20 protein-coding genes are annotated in these 13,919 nt (G+C 43.4%); 11 read left to right on the forward strand and 9 right to left on the reverse strand.

Annotated features, from left to right (window positions below; all coding sequences use genetic code 11):
• Positions 1 to 660 precede the first annotated feature (660 nt).
• On the forward strand, positions 661 to 1,197 hold the full coding sequence (locus KNQ15_RS13070; protein WP_047392395.1) for a hypothetical protein: 537 nt from the start codon (positions 661 to 663) through the stop codon (positions 1,195 to 1,197).
• Between the two features lie 140 nt (positions 1,198 to 1,337).
• Here KNQ15_RS13070 and KNQ15_RS13075 read toward each other — a convergent pair whose 3' ends face one another.
• The 5 genes from KNQ15_RS13075 to KNQ15_RS13095 all read right to left on the reverse strand — a co-directional run bounded on the left by KNQ15_RS13075 (position 1,338) and on the right by KNQ15_RS13095 (position 5,189).
• Complete coding sequence (locus KNQ15_RS13075) at positions 1,338 to 2,381, reverse strand: Fic family protein (protein WP_047392398.1); 1,044 nt, start codon at positions 2,379 to 2,381, stop codon at positions 1,338 to 1,340.
• 261 nt (positions 2,382 to 2,642) lie between these two features.
• Complete coding sequence (locus KNQ15_RS13080) at positions 2,643 to 2,894, reverse strand: hypothetical protein (protein ID WP_047392401.1); 252 nt, start codon at positions 2,892 to 2,894, stop codon at positions 2,643 to 2,645.
• Positions 2,895 to 3,090: 196 nt separating this feature from the next.
• Positions 3,091 to 3,555 carry a tellurite resistance TerB family protein gene (locus tag KNQ15_RS13085; protein ID WP_047392405.1) on the reverse strand — a complete coding sequence of 155 codons (465 nt, stop codon included), beginning with the start codon at positions 3,553 to 3,555 and terminating at the stop codon, positions 3,091 to 3,093.
• A gap of 14 nt (positions 3,556 to 3,569) precedes the next feature.
• On the reverse strand, positions 3,570 to 4,055 hold the full coding sequence (locus KNQ15_RS13090) for a hypothetical protein (protein ID WP_052169427.1): 486 nt from the start codon (positions 4,053 to 4,055) through the stop codon (positions 3,570 to 3,572).
• A 138-nt stretch (positions 4,056 to 4,193) separates the two neighbouring features.
• Positions 4,194 to 5,189 (reverse strand): DNA/RNA non-specific endonuclease, encoded by a 996-nt coding sequence (locus KNQ15_RS13095; RefSeq protein ID WP_047392408.1) that lies wholly within the window; start codon positions 5,187 to 5,189, stop codon positions 4,194 to 4,196.
• Positions 5,190 to 5,614: 425 nt separating this feature from the next.
• Between KNQ15_RS13095 and KNQ15_RS13100 the strand changes: the two genes are divergently transcribed.
• From KNQ15_RS13100 to KNQ15_RS13140, 9 genes are all read left to right on the forward strand, one after another.
• Complete coding sequence (locus tag KNQ15_RS13100) at positions 5,615 to 6,067, forward strand: JAB domain-containing protein (RefSeq protein WP_047392416.1); 453 nt, start codon at positions 5,615 to 5,617, stop codon at positions 6,065 to 6,067.
• Between the two features lie 566 nt (positions 6,068 to 6,633).
• Positions 6,634 to 6,774 carry a hypothetical protein gene (locus KNQ15_RS13105; RefSeq protein WP_214729765.1) on the forward strand — a complete coding sequence of 47 codons (141 nt, stop codon included), beginning with the start codon at positions 6,634 to 6,636 and terminating at the stop codon, positions 6,772 to 6,774.
• Between the two features lie 284 nt (positions 6,775 to 7,058).
• Complete coding sequence (locus KNQ15_RS13110; RefSeq protein WP_047392419.1) at positions 7,059 to 7,259, forward strand: hypothetical protein; 201 nt, start codon at positions 7,059 to 7,061, stop codon at positions 7,257 to 7,259.
• A 153-nt stretch (positions 7,260 to 7,412) separates the two neighbouring features.
• Positions 7,413 to 8,246, forward strand: coding sequence for a ComEC/Rec2 family competence protein (locus KNQ15_RS13115; RefSeq protein ID WP_483299357.1), 834 nt, complete (start codon positions 7,413 to 7,415; stop codon positions 8,244 to 8,246).
• Entirely contained in the window at positions 8,243 to 8,467 is a 225-nt protein-coding gene (locus KNQ15_RS13120; RefSeq protein WP_047392426.1) for a DUF3006 domain-containing protein, read from the forward strand. The genes KNQ15_RS13115 and KNQ15_RS13120 overlap by 4 nt, the downstream gene beginning before the upstream one ends.
• 21 nt (positions 8,468 to 8,488) lie before the next feature.
• Positions 8,489 to 9,049 carry a DUF5067 domain-containing protein gene (locus KNQ15_RS13125; protein WP_047392430.1) on the forward strand — a complete coding sequence of 187 codons (561 nt, stop codon included), beginning with the start codon at positions 8,489 to 8,491 and terminating at the stop codon, positions 9,047 to 9,049.
• A gap of 139 nt (positions 9,050 to 9,188) precedes the next feature.
• The gene (locus KNQ15_RS13130; protein ID WP_047392619.1) at positions 9,189 to 9,641 is read left to right on the forward strand and encodes a MarR family winged helix-turn-helix transcriptional regulator; all 453 of its coding nucleotides are present in this window, start codon (positions 9,189 to 9,191) and stop codon (positions 9,639 to 9,641) included.
• 16 nt (positions 9,642 to 9,657) lie between these two features.
• Entirely contained in the window at positions 9,658 to 10,170 is a 513-nt protein-coding gene (locus KNQ15_RS13135) for a GNAT family N-acetyltransferase (RefSeq protein ID WP_047392433.1), read from the forward strand.
• Positions 10,171 to 10,190: 20 nt separating this feature from the next.
• A complete protein-coding gene (locus tag KNQ15_RS13140) occupies positions 10,191 to 10,817 on the forward strand; it encodes an FMN-binding negative transcriptional regulator (protein ID WP_047392435.1) in 627 nt (208 codons plus the stop codon).
• Between the two features lie 51 nt (positions 10,818 to 10,868).
• Here KNQ15_RS13140 and KNQ15_RS13145 read toward each other — a convergent pair whose 3' ends face one another.
• The 4 genes from KNQ15_RS13145 to KNQ15_RS13160 form a co-directional block, all read right to left on the reverse strand.
• Positions 10,869 to 11,030, reverse strand: coding sequence for a hypothetical protein (locus KNQ15_RS13145; protein ID WP_214729766.1), 162 nt, complete (start codon positions 11,028 to 11,030; stop codon positions 10,869 to 10,871).
• A gap of 83 nt (positions 11,031 to 11,113) precedes the next feature.
• The gene (locus KNQ15_RS13150) at positions 11,114 to 12,577 is read right to left on the reverse strand and encodes an ArdC-like ssDNA-binding domain-containing protein (RefSeq protein WP_052169428.1); all 1,464 of its coding nucleotides are present in this window, start codon (positions 12,575 to 12,577) and stop codon (positions 11,114 to 11,116) included.
• A 5-nt stretch (positions 12,578 to 12,582) separates the two neighbouring features.
• Positions 12,583 to 12,861 (reverse strand): hypothetical protein, encoded by a 279-nt coding sequence (locus KNQ15_RS13155; RefSeq protein ID WP_047392438.1) that lies wholly within the window; start codon positions 12,859 to 12,861, stop codon positions 12,583 to 12,585.
• Positions 12,858 to 13,313 (reverse strand): hypothetical protein, encoded by a 456-nt coding sequence (locus KNQ15_RS13160; protein WP_047392441.1) that lies wholly within the window; start codon positions 13,311 to 13,313, stop codon positions 12,858 to 12,860. Before KNQ15_RS13160 ends, KNQ15_RS13155 begins: the two co-directional genes overlap by 4 nt.
• Before the next feature lie 114 nt (positions 13,314 to 13,427).
• Here KNQ15_RS13160 and KNQ15_RS13165 point away from each other — a divergent pair, with 114 nt between their 5' ends.
• Positions 13,428 to 13,892, forward strand: coding sequence for an SRPBCC family protein (locus tag KNQ15_RS13165; protein WP_047392444.1), 465 nt, complete (start codon positions 13,428 to 13,430; stop codon positions 13,890 to 13,892).
• Positions 13,893 to 13,919 lie beyond the last annotated feature (27 nt).

The raw sequence follows: 13,919 nt of genomic DNA on the forward strand, positions 1-13,919 counted from the left end.
TACGATACCGGGGTTTTCGCTTTTTTTCTATGTTCGATTTAAAATCCGATGGATTTTATGTGTCAACCACACCTTATGGTGATGAGCCAAAAACTTACCTACAAAATCCTCAAGTTCAAATATGCAAGTTCAAGCATTCATGGCTAAGGGAGATGACTCTAATTCGATGAAGCTTGCATCCCTTAATAATATTGAAGAAAATAGTGGAACATTAGAGGGGGTCTGCATTTCCAAACGGAATGACTGAAAGTCAATTTTTAGGTCAGCTATCGTTAAAGGAAAGAACAAGTATCATAAAAGAAGCTAAAGAAACGGCTGAAGAAATTTTAGATGACCCAGCTTACGATTCTGAATTAGAAAATCTCGGAATAAAAGATTAATAGCTACCTTTGAAGTAAAAGAGGGACTATCTAGGTAATCTCTTCTCAGAATTTAGATAAACCCTTATTGTGTGATTGAAATTGGTGTTTGTTAGAGATGTAGTCTACTAAAAGGAAAAGATTGTATACGTTTCGATGTCGAAATGCATACAATCTTTTTTTTATTTTCTGATTTATTATCGAACAATCTATTCATTCTTCACGATAAAATGAGAGATTTTTTATTGATCAGCGATTCACTTTACATTCGATTTAAGTATTGTAAGTGGATTTGGTAAACATGATGGGAGTTAGTCGACCTACTATCGTCAAACTGGAACAGGATTCTTCGAAGTTAAATATTGCTCTGGCTTATGCACTATTTGGATCTGTCGCTTACGACATATATAAAAGAATTCAAGAAACAGAAACTCTCGATCCAAATCAGTACAAGGAAACAGGACAAATGGTAGGTTATTTAGAAAAAATCGGGCAATTTTCACGATTAAATGTTAGTAGTTTAAAGCGCTTAACTTCAAATGCTTTTATTGCTCTATCTAAAAAAGTTCCTACAATTAGCATTTCTTCAGTTAGTTTAATTTGGAATGCCTTCAATAGAAGAAAAGTAAAAAAAGAGTCAGTAAGTTCTGCTGAAGAAGTTGGGAAAGAAATGAACTGGAGTTTGGAAGCAGCAAAAACTATGAAAGAAGTGACACTAAATAAGCTGTACAATGATCACGAAACTCTGCTATCGATCTCTAACTTAAAAGAATTTAGTATCATCGCTTTCAACGAAGAGATTGAGAAAGGTGAAGATCCCGATTACGATTTGATGTGATTTTAGAAGAACTTTAAATACAGAAAACCTGCATTGTAACGCCAATGTAGGTTTTCTAATATTATGGGCTGACCTGGTTAAAGTTCTTAGAATGTGACGACTGATGTATTCTTCACAAACTTTCGTTATACTACGTGATTTTATTGCTTCATCCATTTCGCACTTCGACCAAGACCGGATGGGGAAATGATTCCCTCGTCACGTAAGTCGCGCAATACGCGATTGATGGTCGCCTCACTGATGTTGGGACAAGCCTTCCTTACGTCTGCTTTCGTGAACGGTGTAATCCGCCCCTCGACGAAGCGACGAATCCGATTGTTCTTGTTTTGGCTACCCGTCGTCACCAATCCGACGCGATCTTCCAGTTCTTTGTAAGCAGCAAGAATCGTGCTCAGCAGGTAGTTGATCCAAGGGAACGGATCCTGTTGGTTCTGGTGCCATCGCACGGAGGAGAGGCGAAGCGACTCATAATAATCTTCCTTCCGCGATTCGACGATCTTCTCGAGACTAATGTAACGTCCGACTTCGAAGTCATATTGATAGAGTAGCAAGAGCGTCAACAGTCGTGCCATCCGGCCATTCCCGTCGTTAAACGGATGGATCGACAGGAAATCGAGGACGAACAGGCTCGTCAGGATGAGCGGATCGACATCCTCTTGCTGCCGACGTTCACGTAGGCTATCGCATAACGCTTGCATCGCTGCCGGTGTCTCAAATGCAGGGACGGGGGTGAAGCGCGTCCGGCGAGTGCCATCCGGGAACGTCTCACTGATCTCATTGTCGACGTTCTTCCATCGCCCACCTTCGACGGGAACGAACTTATAAAGCTCCTTGTGTAGCTGCAACAAAATGTTGGCATTGACCGGGATGTCTTGAGCTGAAGCGTGGATTAGGTTGAGGACATCGCGGTAACCGGCAATCTCTGCCTCCGAACGATCAGCAGGGTCGGCAGACTTTGACATGATGGTTTGCAGTCGACTCTCTGTGACAATGATTCCTTCGATCGCATTCGAAGCTTTCGTCGACTGGATGACGGCGACATCACGCAGCGTATTAAGGATTTGCGGCGCTTGCTGTTTATAGAGGTCCTGTTTCCCTTTGTACTCGTTGATCCGTCCGATCAATCGGACGGTCTCCATCGGTAGGGCAAAGTCTTTTAGATAGGTATATGTATAGTCGCGCATTCATCGCACTCCTTTCACGAAATAGATCAGGTTAAACTAAACATACTCATTTCCATGTTCGATGACTATGTTTATCCTCATTATAACGTATTTAAAAGCGTTCAAATATAGATAAACATAATCAAATTATAATAGTTTGACTATATTTATCTATTTACTCACTATGATTACTTTTCTTGAATTAGATAGTCGAACACTTAATATTTGCTTGAAAGGGACAATCTCGACGTCGAGATTTCGTTTGACGAGGTGGACCTCCTCCTACACATAGTCGAGTTTTTCGACGAAGGCATCGAATCGATACGTTAACGGACCCTTCATCGCCGTCACCGTGATGATGTCTCCGCTGAAGATGGCGTCGTTCAAAGCGTTCTCAATCGTCCCATCGAGCGGTCCCTCCGCATCCTCGAACCTGAGATGATGCACTTCCTGGTAATAGAGTTTCAGCAATCCTTTGTGTTCAGGCATCAGGAACGGGATCCATTTCTTGTTGCCACGGTCTTCATAACTCATCTAAAGCACTCCTTCTTATAATAAGAACATTCGTTCTTATTATGTTCCGCGAAACTATGTTCTTCAATCAATTTCTTGGAACAATACATCAATAATGTTTGTTAGTTGAAAAAATAGGAGCTTTAAGTTTTCAAAGCAAAAAACGCCCAACAATCGAATGAGTGATTGTTAGACGTTGAGATAAATGACGTATAGCTTAATTCTTAAAGACAGAACGATCGTTTTTCATCGCAATAACTTTGAAAATAGGAGCAAATTCTTGTTCTGTTACACCAAATGCTGTCATAAATTTATTAAACATAGCTTGTTCTTCTCGCTCTGCTTCTCCATCAGATAGGGAAGAGTCTACTAAATTGGCAAGAATACAGAGTTTTTGCTCATGATTCAGTACTGGTGCAGCCTCTGCCAAGAATGTATCGATAGAGTTACGATCAAAATACTTAAATACTTTTTCCATTAAATCATCATTATTGTCTCCAATACGAATCGTACCTTTTTTGTTCTTACCACCTAATACAGCTAGTAGTTGACCAATTTCTTCATTATCAAACTCTCCATCTGAAGCCATCATGTAGACAAGCGATGTTGCGAATGCAAAATGAGGATGCATGCCTTGTTTATTTTTTGTGCTGTCTCCTTTAAACATATCAAATAATCCCATTTTAAATTGCCTCCTTAGTTATTTTGATTCGCTGCATATCTCAACTGTTCTACAAGTGAATCGAGTCGACTAACAGTAACGTCACGAATCGTAAGTTTTTTACTTCCAAATCCTTTTTTATGTGTCAGATAAATAATTCCTTCGTTTACACCAAACGGATTAATTGGAATTGGAATGATATCGAAGTCTACTTCTTTAATTTTAGCAAACGGAATCTTTTCAATTGTCGCACTTGGCATGATTGAACCTTTATGGATAGAGAGAACGACATCTGTTTCCGTCATCAGAAGAAAGCCATACTTAGTCAGAGAAGGTTGAACACCTTCTAACGCATAAAAAAGTTGATCGGACTTAAATTCTTTTTTCAATGCCTTTAATGTGATTTCGATATAAGACCTTTCGATTTTTGGTAATTTCATCTTTAAGTCTTCTAGCGTACTCAAACTAATTGGAAAAGCACTATTTTCTAACTGATTGTTAATTGCATCTAATTTACCCATCTTAATTCTCCTTAGCATGATTATATTGTAAATTTTATCATGTATTTTGAAGGTAAAATAGATAAAAACTGAATTATTATATAAATAAGTAATACAAAAAGACAAATGAAACATGCACTTGTCCCAAGGATCAATTACTCATTCTCCGACCATGCCGTCATGGTCGTTGTCCCGCATATACTTGTATAGCCAGTGCTTCTCCGTGATTGGCATCGCGAATCCAGCATCTTTCGCCTCCTGTATCGTCACCTGACCATTGCCGTCAGTATCGACGCGTGAGACATCCTCAGTCTTTGCAGTATCGGAAGTCGACGTCGCCGACGGTTCTGTTTTCTTCTCCTTCTTCTTCGTCAAACCGAGTGCAGCATTCGTCTCGTCCGGATTGCCGTTCTTGAACCGGTCGACGACAGTGTTTCCACGGACCGTATAGGTATACTGATACGCGGATGGAATCATCGTCGATGTATCCGGATAGGTAATCTGCGCTTCGAAGTTTGTCGCGCCACCTGCCTTGCGGATGACGTCCTCCATGTATGCCTGGTCGCCATGTCGGTTCAATGTACTGTCCTGCGGTGTGATGTTATAAGCATTCGAAACACCACCGAGCGAATCGGCGATGATATGTCCTTCATCGAGATCCGCGCGTTCGACGCCTGGCACCTTCGCCTCGTCAGAGTAGTAGCGTCCGTCACGTGTGACTTCTTCCGTCGCATCATCCTGGAGGACGATCTTCTTTGCGATGACGCGAACCAACTGTCCGTGCTCATTCGTGAACGCCCAGTATTTCCGGTCACCGAATCCGATGTCGACGACGACGTTCGCCTGCCGACTACCGGACAGGTCTCCGCCATCGACCATGATCTTCTTATATCCTGTGAAAGAATCCTGCGGAGTCGTCGTTTTTGATTCCGTTGATGGATTCGTCTCCTTTGATTGCGTGACTGTACTCGTATCAGCTGTATTTTCTGATTGTTGATCGGTGGAGTTCTCTTTCGTATCGGTCTTTTGTGTAGTCGCGTCGTCCTGCTGCGCTACTTGCTCTGTTTGATCTGATGGAGATGAGCTCGTCTCCATATCTGTACATCCTGCCATCAATAGGACGGCAAGGGGAATCGTTATGTAAGAAATCTTCATAGGTATACTCCTTTTCGTTCAGTCTGTCATTGCGTCCTTCATTATAACGCTACTTAGCCGTTCTTGCTGTCTTAATTGAAATCGGTGGTGCGGTAAATGATCTTTTCAAAGGCATGGAACAGAGCGATCCCGCTCTGTCTGATGGAAAGGGACCGCAAGCCGTCCTGTTTCCGTACTCTAGCTCGCTCCTCGTCGGCGCAAGGGCCATCAAAAAAAGCCGCTGCCGTTCCTCGTCTTCCTCCGCGTTTTGGCTCAAAGCACGCTTTTCGCTCGCGGGCTCCGGAAGCCTTCGTCCCGGTGCGCTGTCCGCTTTTTTTGATCTTTCCCTGCGGTCACCCTTGCCCCGTCTCGCGACGCTCGCTGCGTTCCCGTCAACAGGACGGCACCGTGTCGGACTGCATCCCACTCGCGAAAGGAGCTTTTCCATGAAACTGACTACACTCGTTGAAATCACTCGTATCCGCCAAGAGGTCCGAGAACCGGACCTCGCGCTCGAGACGACGCACATCACGTCACCCGAGGACGCGTTCTGTGTCGCGAAACGCTTCATCCAGGACGATGACCGGGAAGTGTTTCTCGTCATCCTGCTCAACACGAAGAACAGGGTCATCGCCGTCCACCGTGCACACGTCGGAAGCATCAACTCGAGCGTCGTCCATCCCCGAGAAATCTTCAAGTCCGCTATACTCAACAATGCGACGTCGCTCATCGTCAGTCATCAGCACCCGAGCGGTGACCCGCATCCGTCAAGGGAGGACATCGAGGTGACAGAACGGCTCGTCGAGGTCGGACGTATCGTCGGCATTCAGCTTCTCGACCACATCATCGTCGGTGCGGGAGAAGAATACGTCAGTTTGAAAGCGCAAGGTGTCTTGTAAAGGAATGGTATAGCGTAGACGGACGGGACACCCCCCTCCTGTCCGCGCGAGGGCATGGACGAAAAACGGCGTCGTTTTTCTTTGAAGAAAGCACGATCGAATATGGAATGGATTTGTCCCAAATCCAAAGGCAGTGAGATGCCCGCAGTGGATCCGTCCACCGCGGGCAAGAGTCTGTGCATCGTCTTTTCTATAGGGAGGAGCGACATTCGTGAGGTGGTGGTAAGTCTATAGTAGTTATCGAATGGATGAAGGTCTATAGACGGATAGCTGATTTAGATTGATTGATGATGACGTAGATGTTTCTGTCTAGTCTTTTTGTAGTCATGTAGAAAACAAAAGAGCTTTCGGGCTCATGCGTGAGGCATCTCTACGTTCCTGTTCCTTGCGACGGAGGACACGGAGCGTTCTATAGAATGCTAAAAAGAAAAATAAAAGGTTAGGATTTAGTGGAAGGAATGTCATACTAAAGGAAAGAGTCTTGTCCACGTGTTAGATCGTCGTTAGCGCTTCAGTAGTAAATGATGTATCTCGTGCGAGGATGTCTAAAGGAGGAGAAACTACATATGAACTTTGATGGGTCGACCGATGTATTCGGTGCAGCACTTACGAATGTCAATCTACTCTACCTCGTACCGATTGCATTCGGACTTTTCCTATTGATTGATTTCTTATTTACGAAAGAAAAGAAAAGAAAAGCTTTTTAAGCTGGACCGGTAAGGTATTATTGGTGCCGCTCATTCTGATCGTAGGTGTACTTATTTATCTCTATTGATTCGATATGCAAGAGGATCATGTACATTTTTATGTTGGAAACGATGCTAGAAAAGGTTGTTTCTTTTTTTGTCCTTACGTGGAAAATCAATTGTATGTCACTTTGTAACCACTCGGTTATCTCTTATAACATCTTGCTTATTTGATTTAAGGTAATTCGTAAGTATGATCGATTCGTCCTATGCTGTAATCAAGAAAACAGTGAGGAGTGGAGTAGATGAGCGTGCTAGAGATGTTTGATATGCTTGATCAAAATAAAGGGCATAGAGAGGCGGAGCTCTGTAAGGTGACATTAATTGATGCTCAGCTTCGATTCGTGCGAGAAGTGGATGGATCGATTGAGCACGTAACATGGTTCATCGACGTGGATCGATTAACCAACTTCATGCAGGAACACTTTACTAAGCAGACCCGTTGAGGTCTGTTTTTTGTATATCGATTTACATATCGGCTAACCTATCAATAAAAATGGACAGGCGGGAAATATATCCAACCATCTCCTGGAATTCACTGTATACTGAAGATAAATTACAAATCAGGAATGGAGCGATGAAAGATGAAACGAAAATGGATGGGTGCTAGCTTAGCATTCGCAAGTGTTGGGTTACTCGTTGGACCACTACAGGGCGCAGAAGCAGCGACACCGAAAATTAAGGTCCATTATATCGATGTCGGTCAGGGAGACGCGATCTACATCAAGATGCCGAGCGGGGAAGACATCGTCATCGATGGTGGTAACAAGGGAAAAGGCGATGAACTCGTCGCCTATCTGAAGAAACAGAAGGTCGGCGACATCGAGGTGTTAATCTCGACGCATCCGGATGCCGATCATATCGGTGGTCTTGATGAGGTCCTCGACTCGTTCAAGGTCAAGAGCGTCTATGCACCAAAGGTGAAGCATACGACGCAAGCCTACAAGGATTTTTTGTTGGCGGTCAAACGCGAGAAGCTGACGATTAAGATGGCAAAGGCTGGCGTCTCGCTTCCTGTCAAAGGAGGCGTCAAGGCGCAATTCGTCGGACCGGTCAAAGAGTATGCGAAGAGTGACTTGAATAACTGGAGCGCGGTCTTACACGTCGCCTATAAGAAGAATACGTTCTTGTTCACGGGAGACGCGGAACTTAAATCGGAACAGGACATGATCGCGAAGAAGAAGACACTGCGTGCGGATGTTCTCAAGGTCGGACATCATGGAGCGAAGACATCGACGAGCGCGACGTTCCTCAAATACGTCAAACCGAAGTACGCCGTTATCAGTGTTGGGAAGAATGCTTACGGACATCCGACGAAGGAAGTCGTGACAAACCTAAAACGTGCGAAGGCGACGATGTTACGGACGGATAAGAGCGGCACGATCGTCTTCGAAGGGAACGGATCGTCCTACACGATCAAGAAGTCGAAATGACAAAGCGAAAAGGAATCATCGACCGAATTGAAGGGAAGTGGGTCGTCGTCGAGTTCGACGACGGGATGCGCGACATTCTGATTTCTCGCTTCCCGATGACGGTGGAGTCGGGCGATGTCATCTGGATGGACGAGTATGGTCATATCGAGAAGGATGACCAAGAACGGCAGCGACTCTCCGGTGAAATTGATAAGTTGATGGAAGAACTATGGGAAGACTAAAAAAGAAATGAGCTGAAGCAGATGAATAAGTTAGGAAAAGCGGTCGTCATCGTCGGGTTAGGATTATCACTCGTCGGATGCGGCACACAAGAAACGGTTGAAGATCCACCTAAAAAAGCAGCGAATCCGACTGAAAAGGTCGATGTAGCGGAAACGAAAAAAGAAGATGTCTATTTCAAGGATGACACGTTAAAAATTGAAATGGCGACCGTCAAGATTCTTTCGACAGAAGTGCTTGAGCCAAGTAAAGAGTATTTCCGTGAGAAACCGCAACTCGTCTTCACGTACGAGACAACGAATGATAGCACGAAACCACTTAACGGGATGAATGTCTGGATTGCCTGCTTTGAAGCGACACAGGAAGGAACGGATACGATCAATAAGTTAGAGGTAGGCATGACGCCACAAGAAGAGAAGTATGCCTCTTATTTAGAGCATCAACTCGATGATATCAAACCGGGTGGTACGGCGAAGGGTGTCATGGCTTACGATATCGAGGATCCGAAGGCGGTCGTCACCTTGAAAGCGACCCAAGGATTAGCAGGGAAAGAACTAGGTGAAAAGAAAATTGAATTGAAATAAATCACTATTTTTAGTGATGAGAGAGAAGCAACGTGAAGTTGTTTCTTTTTGTTTTTTTTGTATTTTTGTTGCAAATGCAATAAAAAATACTTAAAGTAAAGGTAATTACTTAATGACGCATATAGAAGCGAGGTTCTTTATGAAAGAGATTCTAAGAGAAATCGGAATGATAGCAAGAGCCCTAGATTCAATCAGTAATCTGGAATTTAAAGAACTCAACCTATCCAAAGGTCAGTACGTATACATCGTGCGTATCTGTGAGAATCCTGGCATTATTCAAGAACAATTGATTGATTTGATTAAAGTGGATCGTTCCACAGCAACAAGAGTATTACAAAAGTTAGAAGCTGGCGGTTTCATCGAAAAAAGACCGGATGCCCTGAATAAAAAAATCAAAAAAATCTTTCCGACAGCTAAAGGGAAATCAATTTATCCATCGATCATCAGGGAGCATGAACACTCGAATGACGTTGCATTGACAGGTTTTTCTGAATCTGAAAAAGATGAAGTCTTCGAATATCTTCATCGTATACGAAAGAACATTGAAAAGGACTGGGAGTACGTGAAAAAAGGAAACAAACGAGACTATTAAGAAAAGAGGATGCGACATGATTAGACCTTGTACTGAACATGATGTGAATACGTTACGAGAGATCAGTATTCAGACCTTTTCAGAGACGTTCGAGCATGATAATGAAGAGGAGCATCTCCAAGCCTATTTAAAAAAAGCATATAACAGCGAAAAATTACGCAAAGAATTATCGAATCCAAATTCATTTTTTTACTTCATTGAGCATCAAGAGAAGGTTGCTGGTTATTTGAAGGTAAACGTAAAGGACGCACAAACGGAGGCAATGGGAAAGAATGCCTTAGAGATTGAACGAATTTACATTCGAAAAGAGTTTCAGAAGCTAGGACTTGGTAAAGAGCTGTTAAGTCATGCGGTTGGCGTTGCACATGAGCATCAGGTGAGCACGATTTGGTTAGGCGTATGGGAAGAAAATAAAAATGCGCTAGCCTTTTATAAAAAGAGTGGTTTCGTCAAACGTGGTCAACATTCCTTTTTCATGGGAGAAGATGAACAAATCGATTGGATTATGGAAAAGCAGCTCTCGAAATAAATCATAAGGAGAACAGGTAGATGTATATTCCTAAATATTTCAAAGTGAATGACTATGAAGAAGTCTTAGCGTTTATGAAAGAGCACGTGTTCATTACATTAGTGACGATTCAAGACGGTACGCCAATCGCTTCACACATTCCAGTTCATTTATCGGAACAGAACGATACCATCATGATTACAGGTCACTTAGCCTACGGAAATCCCCAATGGAAAACACTGGATCAAGAAACGAACGTATTGATGATATTCCAAGGTCCTCACGCTTATATTTCTTCTTCTTGGTATCAAGAAGAGAATGTTCCGACATGGAACTATCAATCTGTACATGTTTACGGAAATACCAAGCTATTGAATGAAGATGAGTTACGACAGGACTTAAGTTCCATGATGTTGCGATACGAAACAGGACGAGAGAATGAATCTGTATCCGAAGAAACAATGAAGATGTTGATTGAAAAAGAATTGCCCGGTGTTAAGGGATTTCAGTTTGAGGTGACGGACATCCAAGCTAAATACAAATTGAGTCAGAACCGCAAAGCAGAAGATTATATGAATATCATCGAACAATTGCCTAAAGAAAAAAAGACCCATTCGATAGAAATAGCGCATCAAATGAGTCGACTTAAGCAAGGCGATACCAAGTGACATGATACTACTTAAAAGGACGTATCTAGAAATCAGATGTGTCCTTTCTGGTTATCCTCTTAAAAGGGTTTCGGCTTTTTTCTCTGCCGTTTTCTCATCTGTCCAGTCCATCTCGGATAACATACTTGCTTGAACCTTTTCAATCTGTTCACGCGTATAGCCAAGTTGCTCCATTGCGATGGCAGCATAAGCAGTTGCTTGGTTGTTAGTCATGGTCAATCCTCCGTCTTGTTTGTATTGTCAGTCTTATCCTACTTTTTATAGTACTTGATTTTAAAAGAGGAGCGAACATATTTTTAACGACTACGGAAATCTTGTTCGGGTACATTGAAGTGACGCGTTATGATTTGCCGTACCTTTTCCAAATCACGGTCTTCCGTCGAAATCATCTCATCGTACCATGCCTTTTCGAGGACTTGTTCGGTCTCTTTACTGACGACTTCTGTGTTCAGGATATGATGAAGCGGTCCTGAAGCGTCATCGAGGATACGGAAGTGTTGGCTGATTGGTTCTTCTCCTGGAATGACCAACGTATAAGCAACTGTCTCGTGTTCGTCGAAGTCACGGTCGTTGGCTTTCGCGAACGGTTCGAAGAAGTCTGTTGCACCATGAACGAGCATCATCGGTTCGTTGAACGATGATAGATCTTGTTGCGTATCCTGTTTAGCGATACTCGTGAGGTAAGCACCGACGTCCTCTGGTGAATGTTGCATGATCCGTTCCAGCCGTTCGGCTAACGGTAACTCGGGGTTAGTGATCTGCGCATGCTGTTCGATATACTCAATCATCTTAAGCGGCGATGCTTCGCGTTCCAGGACTTGTTCCTGCTCGAGCAAAGTATGGATCTCACGGATGAAGTGACCGGATGTCTGATGGACTTCATGCAACAGATCTTCTTTGTCGCATAAGTCCCTGCCTTGCGTCCAGTTAGCGAGATACGACAATGAAAACTCATCCGTCGGAAAACCAAAGTGCGCTGCGACCGTATAGGCGACCATCTCTGCTTGGAATTCTTTCTCATATGGATTCAACTCGATTCCACGTTCTTCGTTCCGGTCCATATTATGCAGATTGGCATGGGCGAGTTCATGGATCAGGACAGTGATGTTTTCAATATCCGAGTTCCGCGGGTTCAAGGCGATCGCGTTCAGTTCTGGATAAAAACATCCTTTCGCGGTACCGAGTTCGTTCAACGGTTGATCGAGTAACGTCACGTCTTGTTCCTCAGCAATCCCGTTCAACGCGCGGCGAAATGATTCCGCCTCACGGATTGATCCGTTCCGGTGGTAGGAGGCGAACAATTCTGAGACCTCGAATCCCTTCTCCCGGGCATCGGTCTGCGTGTACTCGAAGACATGACCAATCTTATAATACATCGCTTTACGGGTCGGAAGCGCACCTTCCATGGCACGCTTTTGCTCCGTTTTTGTCGCGTCCTTCCATGCGACCCAATCCGCCTCTCGTTTGATGAACGTAACAGGGGAGGGAACAAAAATCTTGATGCCTTTTTCTCCTTTTTGCACCTGTATGCCTTGCTTCTCCCAGTACGCATAGGAACCGACGGCACGTGCACCTTGGAACTGCTCTTCGATCAATAGCATGTTCCGAGTTGAGTAGCGATGGAACCGGCTCATGAAGTCGAGATGTTCTTTGATACTCTCCTGACTGACGAAGTGAGAAGCGAGCTGTGTCTCCATCTTGTCGGTCAAGGCTTGTACTTCCTTCTGATAATCCTCACGTGTTTTCTTCTTGTATGCCATGTATCTCACGCTCCTTCAGACGAGAAAGACGAATCGGCAGCACCTTTGAAATCTTCTAGTTCCTGCAGAACAATCGGGTCGGTAGCGAGTCGGTTCAGTAGTAGATGACGACGATCACGTGATACCGGTAGCAACAACAAAGGTTCTTCCTGTAAGAGCTGAAGGAACGCTCGTTCATCCTGAGAAACCGGAATATCATAATGCGCTTGATGAATCATGACGGTGACGTGGGTCGGATGTAATTCGAGAAATGTCACGAGTGTGAAGGCTTCTGGTCGTCTCATTTGTGAATCATCCTTTCTTCATCCGAGTGCTTATATTGCTTTCGCTGGTCGATTCGTTTTTTGACAGCCGTTTCTGCCGTCTCAAGAAACGAAGGACGATATTCGGTCGTCGGGATGATGTCCTCGATGCTTTCCGTCTGCATCAAGGCTTGTACGAGTTCGATCAACACCTGTGTTTGAAGGTCAGTTTGTTGAATGCTTAATCGTAACGGAGAGAGACTTTTGGTGATCTGTTCTTCCCAGAAGGGTGTTAACTCTTGCTCGATCTGTTTCGAGACAGAACGACTGACATAGTTCAAATCCCATTGCTTTTTGATCATCTCTTGATAATCGCGGACGATGTGATCGATTGCCGGACCGATACCGGATAACCGTTCTCTCTCCCGGTATTCCTCTAAAAATTCAGCAGTTACAGTACTCATCCGAATCCGAACTTGTTTGGTTTCCTCCATTTGTATGCTCCTTTCATTTACTAATCAACTCGTTCAATAGTTAAATACTTCCTGATTAAATAAACCATGAATGATACAATGAACATCTAAAAAAGATTGAGTGAGGTAATATCCATGTCAACATTACACATTTATAAAAAAGTAAAAGTCATTGATGCACCTATCGATAAAGTATTTGATTATATTTCTAAAATGGAACATATGCGTAGTTGGAGCAGTACAATTGAAAACTATACATTTGCTGAAGGAGATCCGGCTGAATATAATTACGCTGGTCAAACGTTTCATGTCATACAAAAACTAAAAGATAAAACATTTTCTGCTGATGCTTGGGTGGAAGAGATTCGTCCACCTTATTTTATTGATGTCCGAAATAAAGATGAGTTAGGTATATCGATTGGTCAATATGAATTGCATGCGAGACAAAATCAAACAGAGATGCGAATCACTGTATCAGCAGAAATATTCCACTGGTATCATTCATTCCTTTATAGACTCGCTAAACCAGGTTTGAAAAGGCTCTACAATAAAGAGTTTCGTCAATTAAATGACTACGCTATTAAAATGAGTCATCGATAACACTAGACATTGTCCGTCATCCTGATG

The organism is Exiguobacterium sp. s168 (assembly GCF_018619035.1).
GTDB lineage: Bacteria > Bacillota > Bacilli > Exiguobacteriales > Exiguobacteriaceae > Exiguobacterium_A > Exiguobacterium_A acetylicum.

What these genes read in the sequence shown, in the direction of transcription:
- KNQ15_RS13070 (WP_047392395.1), top strand. Translation starts at nt 661, where the DNA reads ATGATGGGAGTTAGTCGACCTACTATCGTCAAACTGGAACAGGATTCT.
- KNQ15_RS13075 (WP_047392398.1), bottom strand. Translation starts at nt 2,381, where the DNA reads ATGCGCGACTATACATATACCTATCTAAAAGACTTTGCCCTACCGATG.
- KNQ15_RS13080 (WP_047392401.1), bottom strand. Translation starts at nt 2,894, where the DNA reads ATGAGTTATGAAGACCGTGGCAACAAGAAATGGATCCCGTTCCTGATG.
- KNQ15_RS13085 (WP_047392405.1), bottom strand. Translation starts at nt 3,555, where the DNA reads ATGGGATTATTTGATATGTTTAAAGGAGACAGCACAAAAAATAAACAA.
- KNQ15_RS13090 (WP_052169427.1), bottom strand. Translation starts at nt 4,055, where the DNA reads ATGGGTAAATTAGATGCAATTAACAATCAGTTAGAAAATAGTGCTTTT.
- KNQ15_RS13095 (WP_047392408.1), bottom strand. Translation starts at nt 5,189, where the DNA reads ATGAAGATTTCTTACATAACGATTCCCCTTGCCGTCCTATTGATGGCA.
- KNQ15_RS13100 (WP_047392416.1), top strand. Translation starts at nt 5,615, where the DNA reads ATGAAACTGACTACACTCGTTGAAATCACTCGTATCCGCCAAGAGGTC.
- KNQ15_RS13105 (WP_214729765.1), top strand. Translation starts at nt 6,634, where the DNA reads ATGAACTTTGATGGGTCGACCGATGTATTCGGTGCAGCACTTACGAAT.
- KNQ15_RS13110 (WP_047392419.1), top strand. Translation starts at nt 7,059, where the DNA reads ATGAGCGTGCTAGAGATGTTTGATATGCTTGATCAAAATAAAGGGCAT.
- KNQ15_RS13115 (WP_483299357.1), top strand. Translation starts at nt 7,413, where the DNA reads ATGGGTGCTAGCTTAGCATTCGCAAGTGTTGGGTTACTCGTTGGACCA.
- KNQ15_RS13120 (WP_047392426.1), top strand. Translation starts at nt 8,243, where the DNA reads ATGACAAAGCGAAAAGGAATCATCGACCGAATTGAAGGGAAGTGGGTC.
- KNQ15_RS13125 (WP_047392430.1), top strand. Translation starts at nt 8,489, where the DNA reads ATGAATAAGTTAGGAAAAGCGGTCGTCATCGTCGGGTTAGGATTATCA.
- KNQ15_RS13130 (WP_047392619.1), top strand. Translation starts at nt 9,189, where the DNA reads ATGAAAGAGATTCTAAGAGAAATCGGAATGATAGCAAGAGCCCTAGAT.
- KNQ15_RS13135 (WP_047392433.1), top strand. Translation starts at nt 9,658, where the DNA reads ATGATTAGACCTTGTACTGAACATGATGTGAATACGTTACGAGAGATC.
- KNQ15_RS13140 (WP_047392435.1), top strand. Translation starts at nt 10,191, where the DNA reads ATGTATATTCCTAAATATTTCAAAGTGAATGACTATGAAGAAGTCTTA.
- KNQ15_RS13145 (WP_214729766.1), bottom strand. Translation starts at nt 11,030, where the DNA reads ATGACTAACAACCAAGCAACTGCTTATGCTGCCATCGCAATGGAGCAA.
- KNQ15_RS13150 (WP_052169428.1), bottom strand. Translation starts at nt 12,577, where the DNA reads ATGGCATACAAGAAGAAAACACGTGAGGATTATCAGAAGGAAGTACAA.
- KNQ15_RS13155 (WP_047392438.1), bottom strand. Translation starts at nt 12,861, where the DNA reads ATGAGACGACCAGAAGCCTTCACACTCGTGACATTTCTCGAATTACAT.
- KNQ15_RS13160 (WP_047392441.1), bottom strand. Translation starts at nt 13,313, where the DNA reads ATGGAGGAAACCAAACAAGTTCGGATTCGGATGAGTACTGTAACTGCT.
- KNQ15_RS13165 (WP_047392444.1), top strand. Translation starts at nt 13,428, where the DNA reads ATGTCAACATTACACATTTATAAAAAAGTAAAAGTCATTGATGCACCT.